Origin of the sequence: Fulvivirga maritima (assembly GCF_021389955.1) — a bacterium.
Taxonomy (GTDB): Bacteria; Bacteroidota; Bacteroidia; order Cytophagales; family Cyclobacteriaceae; genus Fulvivirga; species Fulvivirga maritima.
Map to the genome: position 1 here is coordinate 1,150,743 of NZ_CP089980.1, position 20,146 is coordinate 1,170,888.

General features: G+C 37.9%; 20 protein-coding genes. 14 read left to right on the forward strand and 6 right to left on the reverse strand.

All coding sequences use genetic code 11. The features are described 5' to 3' along the window. Window positions 1–17 precede the first annotated feature (17 nt). From LVD15_RS04695 to LVD15_RS04705, 3 genes are read right to left on the reverse strand one after another with little or no spacing between them, the layout of a single operon-like run. The gene (locus tag LVD15_RS04695) at window positions 18–536 is read right to left on the reverse strand and encodes a shikimate kinase (protein WP_233779157.1); all 519 of its coding nucleotides are present in this window, start codon (window positions 534–536) and stop codon (window positions 18–20) included. After that, window positions 520–1,629 (reverse strand): BT_3928 family protein, encoded by a 1,110-nt coding sequence (locus LVD15_RS04700; protein ID WP_233779158.1) that lies wholly within the window; start codon window positions 1,627–1,629, stop codon window positions 520–522. The genes LVD15_RS04695 and LVD15_RS04700 overlap by 17 nt, the downstream gene beginning before the upstream one ends. Continuing rightward, window positions 1,622–2,176: a DUF1599 domain-containing protein gene (locus LVD15_RS04705; RefSeq protein ID WP_233779159.1), complete on the reverse strand. Its 555-nt coding sequence runs from the start codon at window positions 2,174–2,176 to the stop codon at window positions 1,622–1,624. Before LVD15_RS04705 ends, LVD15_RS04700 begins: the two co-directional genes overlap by 8 nt. A 39-nt stretch (window positions 2,177–2,215) precedes the next feature. Here LVD15_RS04705 and folP point away from each other — a divergent pair, with 39 nt between their 5' ends. Together folP and cdaA are read left to right on the forward strand one after the other, a co-directional pair. Then, complete coding sequence (gene folP / locus LVD15_RS04710) at window positions 2,216–3,070, forward strand: dihydropteroate synthase (protein WP_233779160.1); 855 nt, start codon at window positions 2,216–2,218, stop codon at window positions 3,068–3,070. A 5-nt stretch (window positions 3,071–3,075) separates the two neighbouring features. Then, window positions 3,076–3,954, forward strand: a complete 879-nt coding sequence (cdaA, locus tag LVD15_RS04715; RefSeq protein WP_233779161.1) for a diadenylate cyclase CdaA — start codon at window positions 3,076–3,078, stop codon at window positions 3,952–3,954. Window positions 3,955–3,996: 42 nt separating this feature from the next. On the opposite strand, the gene kbl is transcribed toward cdaA, so the two are convergent. Both kbl and LVD15_RS04725 read right to left on the reverse strand, forming a co-directional pair. Continuing rightward, on the reverse strand, window positions 3,997–5,193 hold the full coding sequence (kbl, locus tag LVD15_RS04720; protein ID WP_233779162.1) for a glycine C-acetyltransferase: 1,197 nt from the start codon (window positions 5,191–5,193) through the stop codon (window positions 3,997–3,999). A gap of 3 nt (window positions 5,194–5,196) precedes the next feature. Beyond that, window positions 5,197–6,006 (reverse strand): hypothetical protein, encoded by an 810-nt coding sequence (locus LVD15_RS04725; RefSeq protein ID WP_233779163.1) that lies wholly within the window; start codon window positions 6,004–6,006, stop codon window positions 5,197–5,199. Between the two features lie 106 nt (window positions 6,007–6,112). On the opposite strand from LVD15_RS04725, the gene LVD15_RS04730 reads away from it, so the two are divergent. Further along, window positions 6,113–7,060 (forward strand): NAD-dependent epimerase/dehydratase family protein, encoded by a 948-nt coding sequence (locus LVD15_RS04730; protein WP_233779164.1) that lies wholly within the window; start codon window positions 6,113–6,115, stop codon window positions 7,058–7,060. Here LVD15_RS04730 and LVD15_RS04735 read toward each other — a convergent pair. Further along, window positions 7,046–8,197, reverse strand: coding sequence for a T9SS type A sorting domain-containing protein (locus LVD15_RS04735; RefSeq protein WP_233779165.1), 1,152 nt, complete (start codon window positions 8,195–8,197; stop codon window positions 7,046–7,048). The two genes, LVD15_RS04730 and LVD15_RS04735, sit on opposite strands and share 15 nt — an antisense overlap. 277 nt (window positions 8,198–8,474) lie before the next feature. On the opposite strand from LVD15_RS04735, the gene LVD15_RS04740 reads away from it, so the two are divergent. The 11 genes from LVD15_RS04740 (at window position 8,475) to LVD15_RS04790 (ending at window position 20,110) form a co-directional block, all read left to right on the forward strand. Beyond that, the gene (locus LVD15_RS04740) at window positions 8,475–9,257 is read left to right on the forward strand and encodes an enoyl-CoA hydratase/isomerase family protein (RefSeq protein ID WP_233779166.1); all 783 of its coding nucleotides are present in this window, start codon (window positions 8,475–8,477) and stop codon (window positions 9,255–9,257) included. Window positions 9,258–9,269: 12 nt separating this feature from the next. After that, window positions 9,270–10,757, forward strand: a complete 1,488-nt coding sequence (locus LVD15_RS04745) for a lipopolysaccharide biosynthesis protein (RefSeq protein WP_233779167.1) — start codon at window positions 9,270–9,272, stop codon at window positions 10,755–10,757. 44 nt (window positions 10,758–10,801) lie between these two features. Further along, on the forward strand, window positions 10,802–11,815 hold the full coding sequence (locus LVD15_RS04750; protein ID WP_233779168.1) for a sugar phosphate nucleotidyltransferase: 1,014 nt from the start codon (window positions 10,802–10,804) through the stop codon (window positions 11,813–11,815). A gap of 8 nt (window positions 11,816–11,823) precedes the next feature. After that, window positions 11,824–13,560 carry a tetratricopeptide repeat protein gene (locus LVD15_RS04755; protein ID WP_233779169.1) on the forward strand — a complete coding sequence of 579 codons (1,737 nt, stop codon included), beginning with the start codon at window positions 11,824–11,826 and terminating at the stop codon, window positions 13,558–13,560. Then, window positions 13,553–14,305: a lipoprotein insertase outer membrane protein LolB1 gene (gene lolB1 / locus LVD15_RS04760; RefSeq protein WP_233779170.1), complete on the forward strand. Its 753-nt coding sequence runs from the start codon at window positions 13,553–13,555 to the stop codon at window positions 14,303–14,305. The genes LVD15_RS04755 and lolB1 overlap by 8 nt, the downstream gene beginning before the upstream one ends. Next, a complete protein-coding gene (locus LVD15_RS04765; protein WP_233779171.1) occupies window positions 14,292–15,485 on the forward strand; it encodes a murein hydrolase activator EnvC family protein in 1,194 nt (397 codons plus the stop codon). Before lolB1 ends, LVD15_RS04765 begins: the two co-directional genes overlap by 14 nt. 184 nt (window positions 15,486–15,669) lie before the next feature. Continuing rightward, window positions 15,670–15,939 carry a Sec-independent protein translocase subunit TatA/TatB gene (locus LVD15_RS04770; RefSeq protein WP_233779172.1) on the forward strand — a complete coding sequence of 90 codons (270 nt, stop codon included), beginning with the start codon at window positions 15,670–15,672 and terminating at the stop codon, window positions 15,937–15,939. Between the two features lie 51 nt (window positions 15,940–15,990). Next, window positions 15,991–17,415 carry an Asp-tRNA(Asn)/Glu-tRNA(Gln) amidotransferase subunit GatA gene (gene gatA, locus LVD15_RS04775; RefSeq protein ID WP_233779173.1) on the forward strand — a complete coding sequence of 475 codons (1,425 nt, stop codon included), beginning with the start codon at window positions 15,991–15,993 and terminating at the stop codon, window positions 17,413–17,415. Continuing rightward, complete coding sequence (locus LVD15_RS04780) at window positions 17,412–17,801, forward strand: hypothetical protein (RefSeq protein ID WP_233779174.1); 390 nt, start codon at window positions 17,412–17,414, stop codon at window positions 17,799–17,801. Before gatA ends, LVD15_RS04780 begins: the two co-directional genes overlap by 4 nt. Before the next feature lie 7 nt (window positions 17,802–17,808). Then, entirely contained in the window at window positions 17,809–18,882 is a 1,074-nt protein-coding gene (locus tag LVD15_RS04785) for a lytic transglycosylase domain-containing protein (RefSeq protein WP_233779175.1), read from the forward strand. 136 nt (window positions 18,883–19,018) lie between these two features. Beyond that, window positions 19,019–20,110, forward strand: a complete 1,092-nt coding sequence (locus LVD15_RS04790; protein WP_233779176.1) for a DUF4837 family protein — start codon at window positions 19,019–19,021, stop codon at window positions 20,108–20,110. Window positions 20,111–20,146 lie beyond the last annotated feature (36 nt).

Below are 20,146 nucleotides of genomic sequence, written 5' to 3' on the forward strand. Positions count from 1 at the left end.
CTGATTAGAAATTCTAATCAGCCTTTTTTTATTTTTTCTATTAAGTTCTGTAATCCTTCTTTTGAAGACCAACTTATGACAGCACGCTCATAAAAGGGCTTTCTTTTCTGAAACAGCTCTTCCAGAATGTCATTCACATTTTGAGAGTCTGAATGAAGCTTTGGCCGTTTACTCACTTCCATCTGCCCCATTCTGGCCACGAGCTCTGCTACTGTTTCATCGATAAATATGCTTAAAGCATGTTCATTAATAAAATCCATATTATCAAAAAAACAAGGCACTCCCCCTCCGGTAGACAAAATGCAGTGCTCATTACTTTTCAAAATAGACTGCAAAGTCATACACTCTATTTGCCTGAAATAATTCTCTCCCTCTTTAGAAAAGATTTCAGCAATACTTCGCCCCTCATTTTTCACAATTTCCTCATCCATATCAATAAAGGAGAGGTTCATTTCTTTCGCCAACAGTTTACCTACAGTGGTCTTGCCACTGCCAGGCATACCTATGAGAACTATATTTTTATTGAGCAAGGGCATTCACCTCATCCACTTCAGGCACATCGTTATAATGCCATTTACCTAAAACTACGCCATCATGAAGCATCATTACTCCAGGATTAGCCCTTATCATCGCTTTTAATACTGTAGCATCTGTCAGATAAAATGGCGCTGCCAGCTGGTATTCATGTCTAAACGCCTCAAAGTCATCAGGATTGGCAGAGGTCAGAACTATTGGCTCAATCCCTGCTTTCAAGTTATCAACTAAAGCAGTAATTTCTTCCATATGCTCTTTATTGGTCTTTTTTGTATCATAAAATACTAACACCAACTTATTGCCTTTAAAACTTTCCATGGTATAATCTTCGCCCTCCGGACTTATAGCCTGGTAATCTGTTATTTTAGGGGTAGATTCCTTTTCATTTATCACTTCAGATGAAACATACTCGTAGCCATCATCTGGCATCAAGTATTTTTGAGAGGTCACTTCCCCTCCATCCTTATCTGTAAAAGTATATTCAATAATAGGAGATTCTTCCGCCTTCATATTTGCGGGCAAGCTATCTCCTATTTTATAGGGTCTAAAATCTATATAAGGCAAATGCTCAATAGCATAAATACCAATTATAAAACTGAGTACAGTAACACCTCCTACAATGAAATGCCCCACTTTAGCAGGCAACTCCTGAGCGTATTGCTTTCTATACCAGAAAAGGTGCAATACAAAAACCATAAGAATCACATCTTTATAAAAAGACTGCCATGGATCTAGCGGAATAGCATCGCCAAAACACCCACAGTCTGTCACTTTATTGAAATAAGCAGAGTAGAAGGTCAGAAAGGTGAAAAACACCATAAGCCCGAGCAGCACCCAGGTAGTGATTTTCATTTTATAATTTAGCAATACAGCAACACCTAGCACCACTTCCAGCACTATCATGATAAGACCTATTACTAAAGCGGCCGGAATGAAAATCTCGAAGATAGATCCAAAATCTGTAGAAAAAACATCAAAGTATTCTTCTAGCTTAATTTTAGTACCAATAGGATCATTTAGCTTTATTAAACCAGAAAAAATAAATAATGCTCCCACGAAAACCCGTGAAAAAATGTCAATTGCTTTTCTAATCATTTTTAATGTAGTTAAGCTTTATCAATGAAAAAACAGAATAATTAATCATATCCTGATAATTTGCTTTTACACCTTCAGAAACCAGGGTTTTACCTTGATTATCCTCTATTTGCTTCACTCTGAGTAGTTTCATAAGAATAATATCTGTGATAGAACTCACTCTCATCTCTCTCCACGCCTCTCCATAATCATGATTTTTATTCATTAGCAAATCCAAGGTCTCCTCCACAATACGATCATACACTGGCTCCAATTTTTCATAAGGAATCTCTAGCGCATCATCATCTATCAGTTCCATTTGAATAACGGCCATGATACAGTAGTTAATAATACCTACAAACTCAGAGGTAATATCTTCACCAACCTTTTGCATACCCCCTTTTTCTTGTATGGAACGTATACGTTGGGCCTTAATGTAAATCTGATCTGTAATGGAAGGCAATCTCAAAATCCTCCACGCAGTGCCATAATCTTTTGTTTTCTTTTCGAAAAGTTCTTTACACTGCTCTATAACCTGCCTATATTCGCTAACGGTTTTATCTATCACCGGTAATGCCTGTTTTTAAATTATTATTTTATTTCAAAAGTGGGGAAAGATACAGTTTTTTCAAATAAAAGTACGCTTAACATTAGCGGAAATCTACTTAGCCTGGCCAAGCCTGTGGTCATGGGAATATTAAATGTTACACCCGATTCTTTCTTTGATGGCGGACAGCATAACACGGAGAAAGAAGCCATAAAAAAAGCAACTCAGCTACTACAAGATGGCGCTGACATGATTGACATAGGCGGCTATTCTTCTCGGCCTGATGCTATTGATATTTCTCCTGAAGAAGAGATAAAAAGGATAGTACCTACTATAAAAAACATAAAATCAGAATTTCCTAAGAGCATTATTTCCATAGACACTTTTAGGGCTAATGTAGCAGAAGCAGCAATAAATGCGGGAGCAGACATTATAAATGACATTTCCGGAGGCACACTAGATGATACAATGTTTGATACTGTAGCCCAACTAGATGTTCCCTACATACTTATGCATATGAAAGGCACACCTCAATCTATGCAAAAAGAAACCGCCTACGATGACCTACTTTTAGACATCCTTGATTTTTTTCAAAAAAGTTTGAGCAATCTTCGTGAAAAAGGCGTTAAAGATATAGTACTGGATCCTGGATTTGGTTTTGCAAAAACAGTAGATCAAAATTATGTATTACTAAAAAATTTACACTATTTTGATTCTTTAGGGCTACCTTTGTTAGTAGGCATCTCTCGTAAATCTATGATTTACAAGGAGCTTAACATTGAGCCTGCAGAAGCACTCAATGGAACTACTGTATTAAACACTATGGCCCTGATGAACGGCGCTAAAATCTTAAGGGTTCATGATGTAAAAGAAGCTGTGGAGGCTGTAAAACTTTTTAATTTGACATATAACTAAATAAATTGATATTACTTTTTAGCATAGGTTTTTTAGAAGTAAGTTGGGTTGACATCTTCGATATTATGCTGGTAAGTGTGCTACTTTACCAGGTATACAAACTTATGCGCGGAAGTGTAGCTGTAAAAATCTTCCTCGGCGTATTATCTCTTTACCTTTTATACCTGATTGTACGCGCCCTGCAAATGGAGTTGCTAGGCTTGATTCTAGGGCAATTCATGGGAGTAGGTGTGTTAGCCGCTATTATTCTATTTCAGCCAGAGATCAGAAAATTCTTATTACTAGTCGGTAAAACCACTGACTTCAACAAAGGAGACTTTTGGAATAACCTTTTTATTTGGAAGAAAAGAGCCGCGAAAGAAACGTATAACATCACTCCTATAATAGAAGCTTCAAAAACACTTGGAGGATCTAACACAGGAGCACTAATAGTAATATCAAAAGACTCAGAGCTCAAATTCTACGCTGAATCAGGTGATATTATAGATGCGCAATTATCAAAAAGGCTACTTTTATCTATTTTTAACAAATACAGCCCACTGCATGATGGCGCTGTGATTGTATTCAAAGGAAAAATAAAAGCTGCCAGATGTGTGCTGCCAGTATCTGAAAGTGATAGCTTACCTGCACAGTTTGGTTTGAGACACCGTGCAGCATTAGGTATGTCTGAAGTAACTGACACCATAGTGCTCATTGTATCTGAAGAAACAGGACAGTTTTCTTTGGCAAGAAATGGCAAGCTTACTCATAACTTATCACCGCAAGAGCTTAGGAAAAAAATAAATGATTACCTGCACTCAGAAGAGCAAAAAGAAGCAAAAGAAGAGGAAGTAGTAGAAAAAGAAACTTCTAAAATAAAAGGAGAAGCTAAAGCAGGCATTTAACCTATAAAAAAGGCCGCCTCTAAGTGGGCGACCTCATTCATTTTATTTTATCACTTTAAGCTCTTTACCAACTTCGGTAAATGCTTTAATGGCTTTATCTAAGTGTTCTTGATCGTGAGCAGCTGATATCTGCACCCTGATTCTGGCTTGCCCTTTGGGCACTACAGGATAAAAGAACCCTATCACATAAATCCCTTTTTCTAACAAGCTTTCTGCAAATTGTTGAGCCAAAGGTGCATCATATAACATAATAGGAACTATAGGATGCTCACCTGGTTTTATATTGAATCCTGCTTCAGTCATCGCTTCTCTGAAGTATTTAGTATTCCACTCCAGCTTATCTCTAAGGTCTGTAGTTTGGCTTAGCATATCTATCACAGCAATAGACGCCCCGGTTATTGAAGGTGCCAGTGTATTTGAAAACAAATAGGGTCTTGACCTTTGTCTTAACAGTTCCACTATTTCCTTTCGAGCAGCGGTAAATCCTCCTGAGGCTCCGCCAAGCGCCTTACCTAATGTTCCTGTAATAATGTCGATTCGGCCCATTACATCTCTATACTCATGCACACCTCTACCCGTTTTACCCATAAAGCCAGTGGAGTGACACTCATCAGACATCACTAATGCTCCATACTTATCTGCCAGATCACAGATTTTATCGAGCTGCGCAATCGTTCCGTCCATAGAAAACACACCATCAGTCACTATTATCTTTTCTTTAGCTCCTGCCTCGTCTGCTTCTTTCAACTTAGCTTCCAGATCAGCCATATCATTATGATTGTATCTGTAACGCATGGCTTTACACAGTCTTACACCATCAATAATAGATGCATGATTTAGTGAGTCAGAAATAATAGCATCTTCAGGACCTAAAAGAGGCTCAAAAACTCCTCCATTGGCATCAAAAGCAGCAGCATAAAGTATGGTATCTTCCATACCTAAAAACTCAGAGATCTTGTCTTCTAACTCTTTATGAATATCCTGCGTACCACAGATGAAACGTACCGAAGACATTCCAAAACCATGAGTATCAATAGTAGCTTTTGCTGCCTTTAGCACTTCTGGGTGAGAAGAAAGTCCTAAATAATTATTAGCACAGAAGTTAATCACTTCTTTCCCTTCAGTAGTTTTAATATCAGCTCCCTGCGGGGTAGTGATCACTCGCTCACTTTTATATAATCCGGCCTCCTTAATAGAAGCTAATTCTTTTTCTAATTTTAACTTCAGCGTATCGTACATAGGTTATTCTTCTTTTTTTGGTCTTTTCTTAATTACAGGTCTGGGTTTGGCCTTTGGCTTTTTCTCTTCTTCTGTAGCCTCAGGATTTATCTCTTCTTCCTTAGTTTTTATAACAGGCTTTTGCATTTTCGGTTTAATAACCGGCTTTACCTTCTTTACTGGCGCATCTTCATTAGGATGTTCCTCTTCACCCGATTTTTTAGGAATTTTGGGTCGCACCATTTTTGGCTTCACAGGTTTTGGCTTAGCTTCTGCTACATTATCCGAATCTTCATTTTTGGGCTTGCTTTTCATCTTCGGCTTCATTACTGGCTTCACCTTTTTTACTCCTTCCGCCTTTTCACTTTCCTCTTTAGCGGAAGCAGCTGGCTTGGTCATTTTTGGCCTTACCATTTTAGGTTTCGGCTTAGCCTCACTCCTCTCTTCTTCGTCTTTCGGAGTAATTTTTGGTTTACCCATTTTGGGCTTCATCACAGGCTTAGCCTTAGCAGCTTCACCACTTGTAGTTGCCCCCATTTTCGGCTTGGCCATTTTCGGTTTACTTATCTTTGGCTTTGCCTCCTCCTCAGTCTCTGCAGACTGAATAGTTTTTGGTCTTACTGGTGCTTTTCTTTGAGGCTTCACCTCTGCCACCTCTTCAGTAAAAGGAAACTTCCGTCTCAACGGGTTCAATAGAAACTTCTTTTGAGAAGTAAAACTATCAGGGTGAATCTGCTCAAAAATACCTTTAAGATTTGCCCAAAGAGCCTCATCCTGCTCTTTAAACTGATCATTATTGATCTTCTTTTTATATAAATATTCCTCGAAGCTCATTAAGGCAAATATATAAATTTATGACGTAGATAAGGTTTGCTCTTAAGGATCATTTGCTTTAAAGGTTTTTTGGTAATTTCGCACCACAAAAAAATAGATAGACGTGATGGACAGAATTCTTGTAACAGGTGCATGTGGACAATTAGGATCTGAATTAACCTTAGCCCTTAGAGAATTATATGGAAATGAAAATGTTATAGCATCAGATGTAAGACCTGCCGAAGGAGATCTTTTGAATGGCCCTTGCATTATACTCAATGCTATGGATAAAAGTGATGTTGAAAATGCCATTGATGACCACCAGATCACACAAATCTATCACTTAGCAGCCATACTCTCTGCCAAGGGAGAAAATGACCCGAAATTTGCCTGGGATTTGAATATGACCAGCTTGCTTAATATTTTGGAACTGGCTCGCGATAAAAACCTTGATAAAATCTATTGGCCCAGCTCCATAGCCGTTTTCGGACCAGATACACCAAAGGACAACACACCTCAAAACACTATAATGAGCCCCACCACTGTGTATGGAATAAGCAAATTAGCCGGTGAAAGATGGTGCGAATATTTCCATAATAAGTTTGGAGTGGATGTAAGAAGCCTAAGGTACCCAGGCCTTATTGGCTATAAAGTAAAACCCGGAGGAGGAACCACAGACTATGCCGTGGACATTTTCTACAAGGCACTGGAAGAAAATAAATACGAAAGCTTTTTAGAGGCAGACGCGTACTTGCCTATGATGTATATTAACGATGCCATAAAAGCTACCATCAACCTAATGCAAGCCAAGTCTGAAGATGTAAAGGTGAGATCCAGCTATAACATTTCGGCTATGAGCTTCTCTCCTGAAGAAATTGCTGCTGAAATAAAGAAATCTCTTCCTGATTTTAAAATTTCTTATCAACCAGATTTCAGGCAAAAAATAGCCAGTTCATGGCCCAACTCAATAGATGACTCTCAAGCTAGAGCTGACTGGAACTGGCAGCATGAATATGACCTTTCAAAAATGACATTATCAATTTTAAAAGGCCTTAAAGAATTACTCAACAATTAATTTACCTGTTTTAGTAAGTGAACCTGTAGTTAATTTAATTACATAAAGTCCACTTCTTAATCCAGAGCTAATTACCGTGTAACCAGCTTCTGCATGACTTTCCTGAGCATAAAGCAGCTGGCCTGCACCTGAATATACTTCTAAATTTAAGGCTTCAGAATTGTCGGCTCCTGTATATATTTTCACATCTTGCCCTTCTGCTGCAGGAGATGGGAATATGGCAAAGGACTTTACACTGGTATTGAAAACGGCCTTTATAGCCACGTTATGCTCCGTTCCGTCATAATCTGTTTGCAACAAGCGATAGTAAGATGTACCATAAATCGGATTTCTGTCTAAAAATGAATAGCGTTGCTCATCACTAGTAGTTCCTCTTCCAGCTATTTGCTCTATATTTTCAAATACCTTACCGTCTGTAGATCTTTGTATAGTAAAGTAGTCATTATTTTCTTCTGAGGCTGTAGCCCAAATTAAATTAACATTTCCATCAACTAACTCATAATTAAAAGAAAGCAATGTAATAGGTAATGGCGCACTCCCATTATTTTGAACAAAATCATAAATATCAGGGAAATCATTTCTTAGATCATTATCAACATCCTTTTCAGAACTATCAGGCACAAAATCTCCGGCCACTCCAGAATATGATCCTGCGTAAACATTTCCTGTACCGGTATAATCTCCTTGATTAGAAGAGCCAGACTTATAAAAGTCACCACTTACCACCAAACTACCAGATGAAGCCAGTTCTATTTTATTAGCCATTGTAAGATTTCCTAATATTATCATCACTGCACCCGGATCAATAACCAGATTCATCGATTTATTAGTAAAAACAACATCTCCGTACACTACCAATGTATCAGATACTGTAAAATCGTAAGCATCTCTATTAGACTGAAAACTTAAGGCAGTAACTGATCCTGGCGCTGGAGCAGGTGCTGTACCCACACTTATATATCCATTTATTTGGAAATTTCTAGCCACAACAGGCAAATTGGCAGTTTCTGGCGCTGAACCATCCACCCAAGAGCCATTTGAAGACCACGAGCCAGTATAATTATTTTGGGAAACCTCTTGAGCCTCTGCGTAATAAGAAGCCACTACCATCAACACAAATCCTACAATCGCTTTCATAATTCTAAATGTTATATTCTTTTATTTAAAAAAGACATTAAAAGTAACCTATGTAAGTTACAAGCTTAATTTTAATTATTTCCCATAAATACGAAATATAACCTGCAATCAGATTTAAAAAGATTGGATTTTTTCAACATTTCTCCACGTATTACATTTTTACACGAAATAGTAATACATAAATTATTTTATTTTATGTTATTTATTACATCAAAATTGATCAGTTTTTCCTTTCCTCATTCTCTCGTATATTTGGGTCAAACATTCAAGAAGTGCTATGAGCTTATATCAGAACCTTACTGAAGCCATTGAAAATGGCATTTTGACTATTACCATCTCAAGACCTGAAAGCTTAAATGCTTTAAATACTGAGACTTTAGACGAGCTAAGAACAGCCATACAAGAAGTATATGACAATAAAGAGATAAGAGGAATTATAATAACGGGGTCTGGTGAGAAGTCATTCGTAGCCGGCGCTGATATTAAAGAAATTGCTCAGCTCAATGAACTCAACGCCAGAAAATTCGCAGAAAACGGACAAGAAATATTCTCTTTAATAGAGCAATGTGAAAAACCGGTGATTGCTGCTGTTAATGGATTTGCTTTAGGCGGAGGGTGTGAACTTGCTATGGCTTGCCACATAAGAATTGCCTCTGAAAATGCCAAATTTGGGCAACCAGAAGTAACTTTAGGCATCATTCCAGGATACGGGGGTACACAAAGACTTACCCAACTAGTAGGTAAAGGAAAGGCTCTTGAGCTTATTACTACCGGAGATATGATCAGTGCTAACGAAGCCAAGAGCATTGGCTTGGTAAACCACGTGGTAGAAACGCAGGATGAACTCATGGAGCTCAGCAAAAAAATCATGTCAAAAATAGTATCCAAAGCTCCTCTGGCTGTAGGCATGGCTATCAATTGCGTTAATGCCTTTTATGCTGAGGAAAACGGATATCAGACGGAAGCCAATAGTTTTTCTAACTGCACTAAAACAAAAGATTTTCAGGAAGGAACCACAGCCTTTATAGAAAAAAGAAAGCCTGAGTTTGAAGGCGAATAGAGATTCTTCTTTATGAGTAAAATAAAGAGCTTGGCGAGCCAAACCGCTATCTACGGTATTAGTAGTATTTTAGGTCGGCTCCTAAACTACGCGCTTGTCCCTATTCATACAGACTTATTTCCTAACCCTAATGATTTAGGAGTAGTAACGGGTCTTTATGCCTATACAGCTATATTTTTAGTTCTCTATACTTTTGGTATGGAAACGGCCTTTTTTAGGTTCGCCACTAAAGATAACAAGGAAGATACCTATAACATTACGGCTTCCTTTGTCTTCTTTTGTAGCACTGTTCTATCTATATTAATATTTTTATTTTCAGACACACTAGCTGCCTGGGCGGGCTATCCTGATTCCTCCAACTTAGTGACGTGGCTAGCCATTATTTTATGGATAGATGGACTACTTGCCATTCCTTTTGCACGAATAAGACTTGAAAATAAAGCCAAGCTGTTCGCTACGGCCAGAATAATCAATATAGTAATTAATGTAGGCCTTCAGGTTTTATTCCTCTATCTAATACCACTAATAATAAGAAAAGGTTGGACAGGAGCTGAGTGGTTGCAAACGGTATATGATCCTGACTTAGGCATTGGTTACATCTTTTTAGCCAACCTAATTGCTAACATATTACTACTTGGTATACTCGGCAAATGGCTATTAAAGGTGAAACTCACCTTCAACTCACAAAAGCTGAAGCCCATATTAATATACGCCTCTCCTATTCTCCTCACAGGGCTAGCTGGCATGCTTAACGAGCAACTAGACAAAATATTAATAGAGAAGTTTCTGCCTGACCACTTTTATGACGACATGACCAGTACGGCAGCAGTAGGAGTATATGGCCAGACTTTCAAGCTCAGTATTTTCATGATGCTGGCCATTCAAGCATTTAGATATGCAGGAGAGCCTTTCTTTTTCAGCAATGCAAAAGACAAAAAGGCACCTGAGTTATTTGCTAAAATCATGCACTACTTTGTACTGTTAAGCCTGCTTATTTTCCTTATGGTTAGTATAAATGTAGAGTTAATTGGTTTTGTATTCCTAAGGAGCTCCACCTACAGAACGGCATTATACCTTGTACCGATACTACTTTTAGGCAAACTCTTTTATGGAATATACATGAACCTGAGCATTTGGTTCAAACTTACAGACCAAACCATGTACGGCACTTACTTCAGTATTTTTGGTGCAGCCATCACTATTATAGGAAATATCTTACTTATTCCCGTCATTGGTTATACAGGCAGTGCCATAACATCAGTATTATGTTATCTTTGCATGACTATCATCTGCTATAGGATTGGTAATAAGAAATACCCTATCCCATATAACTTCAAGATTTTATCAGTATACATAATAATAGCCTGCATAATAGCTGCTGGCACACAATTATTTAAACTGGAGAACTTTTGGATGGATAGCATTGTAAAGTTGGCAATATCTTTGTCTATAGTGATGTTTATTTACTTTATAGAAAAACCCAAACTGGTAAAGAGATAACACTCTTATTTTTTTAGTGTAGAAACAAAAAATAAACGCAAACAATGAATATAATAATACCGATGGCCGGCCGTGGGACCAGGCTTCGTCCGCATACACTTACTGTTCCGAAACCCTTAATGCCTATTGCAGGAAAACCCATCGTAAGGCGATTGGTCGAGGATATTGCTAAGGTGTGCGATGATCAATTAGATAAAATAGCATTCATTATAGATCGTGATTTTGGCCCTCAGGTAGAAGAAGATTTAATCAAAATATCCGAAGCTGCAGGAGCCGAAGGCATCATCTGTTACCAAGATGATAAATTTGGAACTGCTCATGCCGTTCTGTGCGCCAAAGAATTACTGGAAGGAAATGTAATTGTGGCTTTTGCCGACACTTTGTTTAAGGCAGATTTTAAATTAGACACTTCTCAAGATGGTATCATTTGGGTCCAGCAAGTAGAAGATCCATCTGCTTTTGGCGTAGTAAAGCTTGATGATGACCGTGTTATCACAGATTTCATTGAAAAACCACAGACCTTCGTATCTGACTTAGCCATTATAGGTATCTATTTCTTTAAGAGTGGAGAAACCCTACACAGTGAGCTACAGTACTTGGTAGATAATAAAATTCATGACGCTAAAGGTGAGTACCAACTTACCGTAGCTCTAGAGAACATGAAAAAGAAAGGGACTAAATTTGTTCCTGGTCAGGTTACAGAGTGGTTAGACTGCGGTAATAAAGACGCCACAGTTTTTACCAATATGCGTTATTTAGAATACCTTAAAGACCACGATCACAACCTTATCTCAGAAAGCTTTAAGCAAAAGAACTGTGTTATAATACCCCCTGTATATATTGGAGACAACGTAGAAATAGAAAATTCAGTAATTGGACCTTATACCTCTATTGGTGCTAACACCATTATTAAGAGCTCTATTGTGAAGAATTCTATTATTCAGACCAATACTAAAATAAATAATGCCAACTTCAAAAACTCGATTTTAGGAAATTTCGTTACTTTTGAAGGTAAATCGGATGATTTTAGTATAGGAGATTACAATAGTTTTCAATAATATTCTCTATGGGCTGGAGCAAAAAGAACTTTATCATACATATTATTTTTTGTGCTATTATAGTTTTAATAGCCCCAACCCAGAGTATAGCTCAAAAAAACAAAAACAAAGGTAATAACTCTGCATCTAAACTAAGAGATGCAGAGTACTACTTTACTGAAGGTGAAAAATACTTCATACTGGAAGATTACGCCAAAGCACTCGTACTCTTCCAAAAATCATTAGATGTAGCTCCAGACAACGCCACCGTCCATTATAAAATAGCTCAAATCTATGCCGCCGGGCAAGAGATGGATAAAGCGCTTATAAACATCAAAAAAGCGCTGGACTCTGACCCCGACAATAAGTACTTCTATGTACTTGCCGGCGAAATCCACACTCAGATGGGCGATTTTAAGAATGCAGCCTCTACCTATGAGCAAATGACCTCCACAATAGAGGATACGGATCAGTACCTCTTCGAGCTGGCAGCCATTTACCTTTATCAGCAAGACTACGACAAGGCTGTAGAAGTTTACGACAGAATAGAGAAACACTACGGTCCCAATGAAGACGTAATATCTCAAAAACAAAAGATATACCTAAGTAATAAAGAATTTGATAAGGCCTTGCAAGAAGGTCAAAAACTTATTGATACTTACCCTGAAGAAGAGCAATTCGTTCTTAACCAGGCAGAGGTTTTACTATCCAATAACAAAACCGAAGAAGCCAGAATCTTACTTAAAAATTTCTCAGAGCAGAACCCTGATAACAGCATGAAGTCCAGGTTGGTTCTTTCTGAGCTAGACCGTAAAGAAGGTGATATGGAAGGCGCTATTGCTAATATGGAAATAGCATTTAAAGATCCCTCTCTTGATATTCAGGAAAAAATACAGATTCTGGCAGAATACAGAGTATCTATGACTCCTGAAGAGTTGAAAAACTCAGGCGTTAAACTTGCTGAATTATTAGTAGAAGCTCACCCCGAAGTGGCAGACTCTCACATTATATATGCAGACATACTACAGACAGTGGGAGAATTACCTCTGGCTAAAGATGCTTACCTTAAGTCTTTAGAGCTAGACCAGTCTAATTTCGCCGTATGGCAAAATATATTGCAAATATTCATTCAGCAAAATAAAATGGACAGCGTGCTCCTTTTTTCTGATCAGGCATTAGAGCTGTTTCCTAATCAGGGCTCATTATATTACTTCAATGGTTACGCCAACCTCCGCAAGCAAAACTATCAAGAAGCAGTATATGCATTAGAGCAAGGCAAGCGCCTTTCCAGCTCCAACTTATCATTAGTAAGTGCCTTTAACAGTATGCTAGGTGATGCCTACAATGGCACCGAGCAATTTGCCAAATCTGATAAAGCCTATGAAGCCGCATTAGATTTCGACCCTGAAAACTATGCTATTTTAAACAACTACAGCTATTTTCTTGCTCTAAGAAAAGAAAAGCTTGATGAAGCAGAAAAAATGGCGGCTAAAACCGTAAAGAACAACCCGGATAATGCTACTTATTTAGACACTTATGCTTGGGTACTTTTTACTAACGGCAAATACAAAGAGGCTAAAAAAATTATAGAGCAAGCAATAAACACAGGAGAGGTTACCGCTGTTTTTCATGAGCATTATGGAGACATCCTCTATAAACTGGGGCAGGTAGATGCCGCAGTAAAACAATGGCAAAAGGCCAAAGAAATGAATCCAAAATCTGAACTAATAGACAAAAAGATCGCTGACAGAAAACTATATGAATAAACTTCCCCTAATCCTAATAGTAAGTCTCCTTATCTTTTCTTCGTGTAGCAAAAAAACAACCGGAATAAAATGGAATTTTCTGGATAAGAATAAGCTGGACGTTCAACAGGTAGATTTTGATTACTTTTCAGGAAAAGCCCGCATAGATTTCAAAAATGGAGATACAGACCTTAAGGCTAAAGCCAATATCCGTATCAGAAAAGATAGTGTCATTTGGATTTCCTTCTCAGCTGTAGGCATACAGGGAGCCCGCTGCCTCATTAATCAAGACTCCATAACCATCATGAATATGATGAAAAAAGAATACTCTGTATTTAATTATGACTCTTTGAGTAAGCAATTTAATTTTGAGATTAATTATGCTACTATACAAGCCATAGCATTAGGCAATTTAGTAGTGCCACGTAGTAAAAATGATGAGGTAGAGAAAAAAGAAGACTTCTATTTGCTGAAACAAAAACAGGGGCACATAGATGTGGACAACTACGTTAACTCTAAAACCATGAAAGTGGAGAGGATACAAATGACTGAAAAAGGATCTAAAAATACAGCTGAAATGAAATACAGTGATTTTCAGATGCTTGAAAAGCATGCCTTTCCTTATTCTGGGTTAGTATCTATTTTATATTCAACCAAAAAAGGCACCTTAAACACTGTTATAGAGTTGGAATACAGTAAAGCAGAAATTGAAGACAAAGAACTCAAGTTTCCTTTTAGCATCCCAAATAAGTATGAGCGTAAGTAAAAACCTGAGTCTAATTTTCGTATTTATTCTATTTTGTGGAGTTTCTACTTCTTTTGGGCAAAAATCAAAAGCTCAGTTACAAAAAGAGAAGCAGGACAACCTTAAGAAAATAGAAGAAGCTGAGAAAATCCTGAAAGAAACCACAGGTAAAAAGCAAAACACTCTGGGCCAGCTCAATGCGCTTAATCAAAGAATTAAAACGCAAGAAGACCTTATAGGATCTATCAGAAAAGAAATCACTTTACTTACTGAAGAGATAGAAGAAAACAATCAGATTATCTCTTCTCTGGAGCAAGATCTCGAGAAATTAAAAGAAGAATATGCAGCCATGGTCTACGCCGCACACAAGGCTAACCAGGGATTTAATAAGCTGACTTTCATTTTTTCGGCCAAGTCATTTAACCAGCTACTCATGCGCCTCAAGTATATGGAGCAATATAGTGATGCCAGAAAAAATCAAGCTGAAGAAATAGTAAAGGTTCAGGAAACACTGGGAGCTCAGGTTACAGTTATTGAGAATAAAATGACTGAGAAAAATGACCTTTTAGCCGAGCAGCTAGAAGAGAACAAGAGCCTCTCAAGCCTGAAACAGAACCAAAACCAACTGGTTAAAAACCTTCAGAGGCAGGAAAATAAGCTAAAAGATGACCTTACAGAAAGAAGAGAAGCTGTAGCCCGACTAGATAAGATCATCAACGATATTATAAAAGAAGAAATGGCCAAGGCCAAGGTAGCCGAAAAGAAAGATACCGAAGCCAGCCTCAAACTCGCCAATCAGTTTGCAGATAACAAATCAAAATTACCATGGCCGGTATCAGGCTTTGTATCTCAGAAATTTGGAAGACAAAACCACCCCGTATTAAAAAGCATAGTCTTAAATAATACAGGCATTTACATACAAACCAAGGAGAATGAAAAGGTAAAAACAGTATTTACTGGTGAAGTAAAAACCGTGGCCTTTGTACCCCTGATAGGAAACACTGTAATTGTCACCCATGGTGGCTACTTCACCGTATACGCTGGTTTAAAAGATGTATTTGTTAAAAAAGGGCAGGAAATTTCTACAGGACAAGAGATAGGCACTATACTCACTAATAAAGATGGTGTTTCCGAATTGCGTTTCGAAATATGGAAAAACTCGCAGGCCACAGATCCACAACAATGGCTAACCAGAAAATAAAAAACGAACTTTTTACATCTTAAATATCTTTTATAACAAACAAACGTTTTTTCACATGGAATATTTATGTATATCTTTGTGAGAAGCCGAATTTTGAATATTTACAAAACTAAGGCACACTGAATTCTCGTATATCAGTGAATAGAAAAGTAGAAAAAAACATTTAATTTAAATAAAGACGGAAATGAATAGCATGTTAGCATTTATGCCTGGAGGCTGGGAATGGGTAGTAATCATCCTGGTAGTATTAATATTTTTTGGTGCTAAGAAAATACCTGAACTGGCTCGTGGTCTTGGTCGTGGAATCAGAGAATTCAAAGATGCTACCAATGAGATTAAAAGAGATATTGATGACTCCTCAAGAAGAGACGAAGAGTACAGAAGAAGAGATGAGGAATATAGAAGAAGAGAAGAGGAAAAACCACGTGATATTCCTCAGGAGAATGTAAGATAATTCATTTTCATTTCAACTGATCTATTCAATCAATAAGCTCAAAACAACCCATTGGAACTATATACTTCTTTAAATCTTATACAAGAAGATTTAAAATCAGGAAAAACTACGTGCTGTGAGCTGGTGGAGTATTATCTAAAAAACATTGAAGACAATAAACATCTTAATGCCTTTTTAGAAGTATACACTGAAGAAGCTAAAGACGCAGCCAAAAAAGTAGACGTTAAAATAAAAGAAGGCACTGCAGGCCCACTAGCCGGACTGGTAGTATCTATAAAAGATGTACTATGCCATATAGATCATGGTTTGCAGGCATCTAGCAATATCCTGGAAGGATTCCAATCTCAGTTTAATGGCACTGCCATACAAAGGCTTATTGATGCGGATGCTATCATTATTGGCAGAACTAATTGCGATGAATTTGCTATGGGTTCTTCCAACGAAAATTCAGCTTTCGGACCTGTATTAAATGCCATTGATAATGAGCGCGTTCCTGGAGGCTCTTCAGGCGGTGCCGCAGTATCAGTGCAAGCAGATATGTGCCTGGTAGCACTAGGCTCCGACACAGGCGGATCCGTAAGACAACCCGCCGCTTTTTGTGGCGTTATTGGCCTTAAGCCAACTTATTCAAGAATTTCAAGGCATGGGCTTATGGCCTATGCCTCCTCTTTTGACTGCATAGGACTTTTAGCGAAAAATGTAGATAGCATAGCTGCTACGCTAGAAGTAATTGCCGGGGCCGATGACTATGACAGTACCGTTTCTCAAAAACCAGTACCTGAATATTCAAAAAACCTCGCGCCAGAACCTCAGTACAAAATAGCTTATATCCGTGAAACCATGGAAACAGAAGGCATTAACCAAGAAGTTAAGGCCAAGACTGTAGAAGCTATTGAAAAACTTAAGCAAAACGGCCATGAAGTAGAGGTTGTAGATTTTCCTCTTTTAGATTATCTGCTGGCCACCTATTACATACTTACTACTGCTGAAGCGAGCTCTAACCTATCACGCTATGACGGTGTGAAGTATGGCTTCAGGAGTCCTCACACCCATGATCTGGAATCTATGTATAAAAAAACCAGAAGTGAGGGATTTGGTCATGAAGTAAAAACAAGGATCATGTTAGGAACCTTTGTGCTTAGTGCCAGCTATTATGATGCGTACTATACTAAAGCACAAAAAGTAAGGAGAATGATAAGAGACGAAACAAAAAAAATCTTATCTAAATATGACTTTATTGTGTTACCTACCACCCCCACTACTGCATTTAAGTTAGGGGAACATAGCGAAGATCCCTTAGAAATGTACCTGGCTGATTTATTTACCGTTCAGTCATCTGTAAGCGGGCTACCTACTATTTCCATACCTAATGGAAAAGACAAAGGTGGATTACCTATAGGTCTTCAGATAGTATCTGATGACTTTCAAGAAGAAAAAATATTAGCATTTTCGGACTATTTAATCAATCTCAATTGAGAAGACATTTCACGGCACTATTATTTTTTTGCGCATCGTCTGTTTCGTATGCCCAATATGACCCATCAGTTTTTGATGCGTCCATTTTTGATAGAACCATAAGCGTATCTCGTGCTCCTGAAAAAGAGGATAACTCATCTATTGACCTGGCCATGTTCGAGACTGATTCTCTCGGAGATTACTATTTCCCTGAATCAGAGTACGAATTTATTCCTGGCGAAGTAGATTTTGATGTTATCAAGGATAGGTTATCATGTATTGAAAATGAGATTCCATTACATTATAATGAAAGAGTTCATGCCTTTGTAAACTACTTTGCGGTAAAAGACCGTGAGTACACGCGCATGATCCTTAAAAAGGAAAAACCTTTACTTCCCTTTATTTGAAAAGTACTTGAAGAAGTACAATATGCCGGAAGAGCTGAAATACTTATCTGTAGTAGAATCAGGCCTTAACCCAACGGCCGTTTCCAGAGCTCAGGCAGTAGGCCTTTGGCAGTTTATGTCCTTCACAGGAAGACACTTCGGCCTGCATCAGGACTGGTACATGGATGACCGTATGGATCCAGATAAATCTACTGAAGCAGCATGCCGATACCTAAAGCAATTGTATAACATGTTTGACGATTGGGAGTTAGCTATTGCTGCTTATAATACCGGACCAGGAAACGTGCGTAAAGCCATAAGAAGATCAGGGTATAAAGAGACTTTCTGGGAAATATATCCTTACCTTCATAGAGAAACCAGAGCTTATTTACCTCAATTTATAGCTATTGATTATATCATGAGTTATGCTCATGAACATAACTTCCTGGAAGACAATCTGGAATATCAAATAGAATCTGATACCGTAAGAGTTTCTAACTATCTCCATTTTCAAACATTCGCTAACCAGGTTAACCTTTGTCTTGATGACATCCAAAAGCTGAATCCGGGTCTTAAGCGTAATGTAATACCTGAAAATGTAAAGAACTATCCTTTTAAAGTGCCTGCTGATATTAAGGCTGACTATATGAGCAGCATGACTGCCATACTTGACTCAGCTTCCAAAGTAGGTAAAAAGGAATTGGAATATCTTGCTCGTAATACCGTAGGTAGTACTTATGGTAGAGATAAGCTAGTGTATAAAGTGAGATATGGAGATGTACTGGGTAAAATAGCTCAAAGATATAATGTAAGGGTTAGCGACATTAAAAAATGGAACAACCTACACAGTAACACTATTCGCATTGGTCAGAGATTAGCCATTTGGCAAAATGGAGGACAACCAGTACCTAGTTCTGCTCCGCGGACTACCGTAGTAAGCACTAATGCCGATGGTTCTAAATTTTACGTAGTGCAGCCTGGCGATACACTTTGGGACATCTCCAGAAGGTTTAATAACATTACTTTAGCCGAACTAAAACAAATGAATCAGCTAAAATCAAATGATATTAAACCAGGACAGAAACTAATTGTTAGCAAATAGTACGGAATCTCCGTCGCTAACAATTATTAAATCTTTCTGCTTTTGATAGTGACGGAATTACCTTTGTCGGGTTATTACTATAGAAAACAATGAATTAGGTGCGGCCTTTACCAGGGGCCGGAAACAATTATCAGCAATGAAAAATATCAGCTTAATAACCTTAATAATTTTAATTATTGCCGGCTGTTCCGGTACAGGTAAAAAAAACAAAGGGCTACTGCCTGATGCCAGTGGTGGTGCTGGAGAAATTATCATAGTAATGGACTCTGCCCAATGGAATGGAGAAGTTGGGGATGCCATAAAAACTACGTTTAAGCAAGATGTGCCCGGCCTTCCTAGAGAAGAGCAAATGTTCAAAATCAACCATGTTGATCCTCGCAAACTAACTAGCTTCTTAAAATCTGTTAGAAACCTCGTTTTTGTGATGACTACTGATGACAATAGCGCCGGTTCTAAAATATTAAGGAACTACTTCACTAAATCATCATTAGACAGAATTAATAAGGACGAAAATCTTTTTATCCATACGGCTGACGATGAATATGCTAAAGGACAAGAAGTGATGTATTTATTCGGCCAAAGCAGTGAATTACTGGCTCAACATATAAGAGAGAATAAAAATAGTCTTCAAAAATTCTTTAATCAGGCAGAAAAAGAGAGACTTTCAAAAACATTATTTGCCAATTCTCCTAAAGGACTTACTGAGCTACTAGAAAAAGATCATGGCTGTACCATGACGCTTCCTTTTGCCTATAAACTGGCCGTAAATGAAGATGGTTTTGTGTGGTTCAGACAAATGAATGCTGAAAATGATAAAAACATATTCATCACTTATCGTCCATATACTTCAGAAAGTATCTTTCAAAAAGATCAACTCATTCAATTAAGAGATTCTATTGCTAAAAAGCAGCTTTTTGGTGACCCTGATGAACCTAACTCTCACCTCATTACAGAAACCAATGTATCACAAGTACCAGTGGAAGTAGAGCACCAAACCTTTAAGGGCAAATACTCTATGCAAATGAAAGGAATCTGGAGAACTAATAATGTAACAATGGGTGGTCCGTTTATCAGCTACACCATTTTAGATGAAGAACAGAACCGAATTTACTACATAGAGGGCTTTGTTTATAGCCCTGGAAAAAACCAACGTGAATACATGAGAGAAATGGATGTTATTTTATCCACTTTCGACACAAAAGGCTCTCCTCAAGCTTCGGCTAAATAAGCTTTCTTTTGTACCTTTAGATTCAAAAGAACAATA

Coding starts and splice junctions, on each gene's coding strand:
- LVD15_RS04695 (WP_233779157.1), bottom strand. CDS start 536: ATGCCCTTGCTCAATAAAAATATAGTTCTCATAGGTATGCCTGGCAGT.
- LVD15_RS04700 (WP_233779158.1), bottom strand. CDS start 1,629: ATGATTAGAAAAGCAATTGACATTTTTTCACGGGTTTTCGTGGGAGCA.
- kbl (WP_233779162.1), bottom strand. CDS start 5,193: ATGTACGATACGCTGAAGTTAAAATTAGAAAAAGAATTAGCTTCTATT.
- LVD15_RS04725 (WP_233779163.1), bottom strand. CDS start 6,006: ATGAGCTTCGAGGAATATTTATATAAAAAGAAGATCAATAATGATCAG.
- LVD15_RS04730 (WP_233779164.1), top strand. CDS start 6,113: ATGGACAGAATTCTTGTAACAGGTGCATGTGGACAATTAGGATCTGAA.
- LVD15_RS04735 (WP_233779165.1), bottom strand. CDS start 8,197: ATGAAAGCGATTGTAGGATTTGTGTTGATGGTAGTGGCTTCTTATTAC.
- LVD15_RS04740 (WP_233779166.1), top strand. CDS start 8,475: ATGAGCTTATATCAGAACCTTACTGAAGCCATTGAAAATGGCATTTTG.
- LVD15_RS04745 (WP_233779167.1), top strand. CDS start 9,270: ATGAGTAAAATAAAGAGCTTGGCGAGCCAAACCGCTATCTACGGTATT.
- LVD15_RS04750 (WP_233779168.1), top strand. CDS start 10,802: ATGAATATAATAATACCGATGGCCGGCCGTGGGACCAGGCTTCGTCCG.
- LVD15_RS04755 (WP_233779169.1), top strand. CDS start 11,824: ATGGGCTGGAGCAAAAAGAACTTTATCATACATATTATTTTTTGTGCT.
- lolB1 (WP_233779170.1), top strand. CDS start 13,553: ATGAATAAACTTCCCCTAATCCTAATAGTAAGTCTCCTTATCTTTTCT.
- LVD15_RS04765 (WP_233779171.1), top strand. CDS start 14,292: ATGAGCGTAAGTAAAAACCTGAGTCTAATTTTCGTATTTATTCTATTT.
- LVD15_RS04770 (WP_233779172.1), top strand. CDS start 15,670: ATGAATAGCATGTTAGCATTTATGCCTGGAGGCTGGGAATGGGTAGTA.
- LVD15_RS04790 (WP_233779176.1), top strand. CDS start 19,019: ATGAAAAATATCAGCTTAATAACCTTAATAATTTTAATTATTGCCGGC.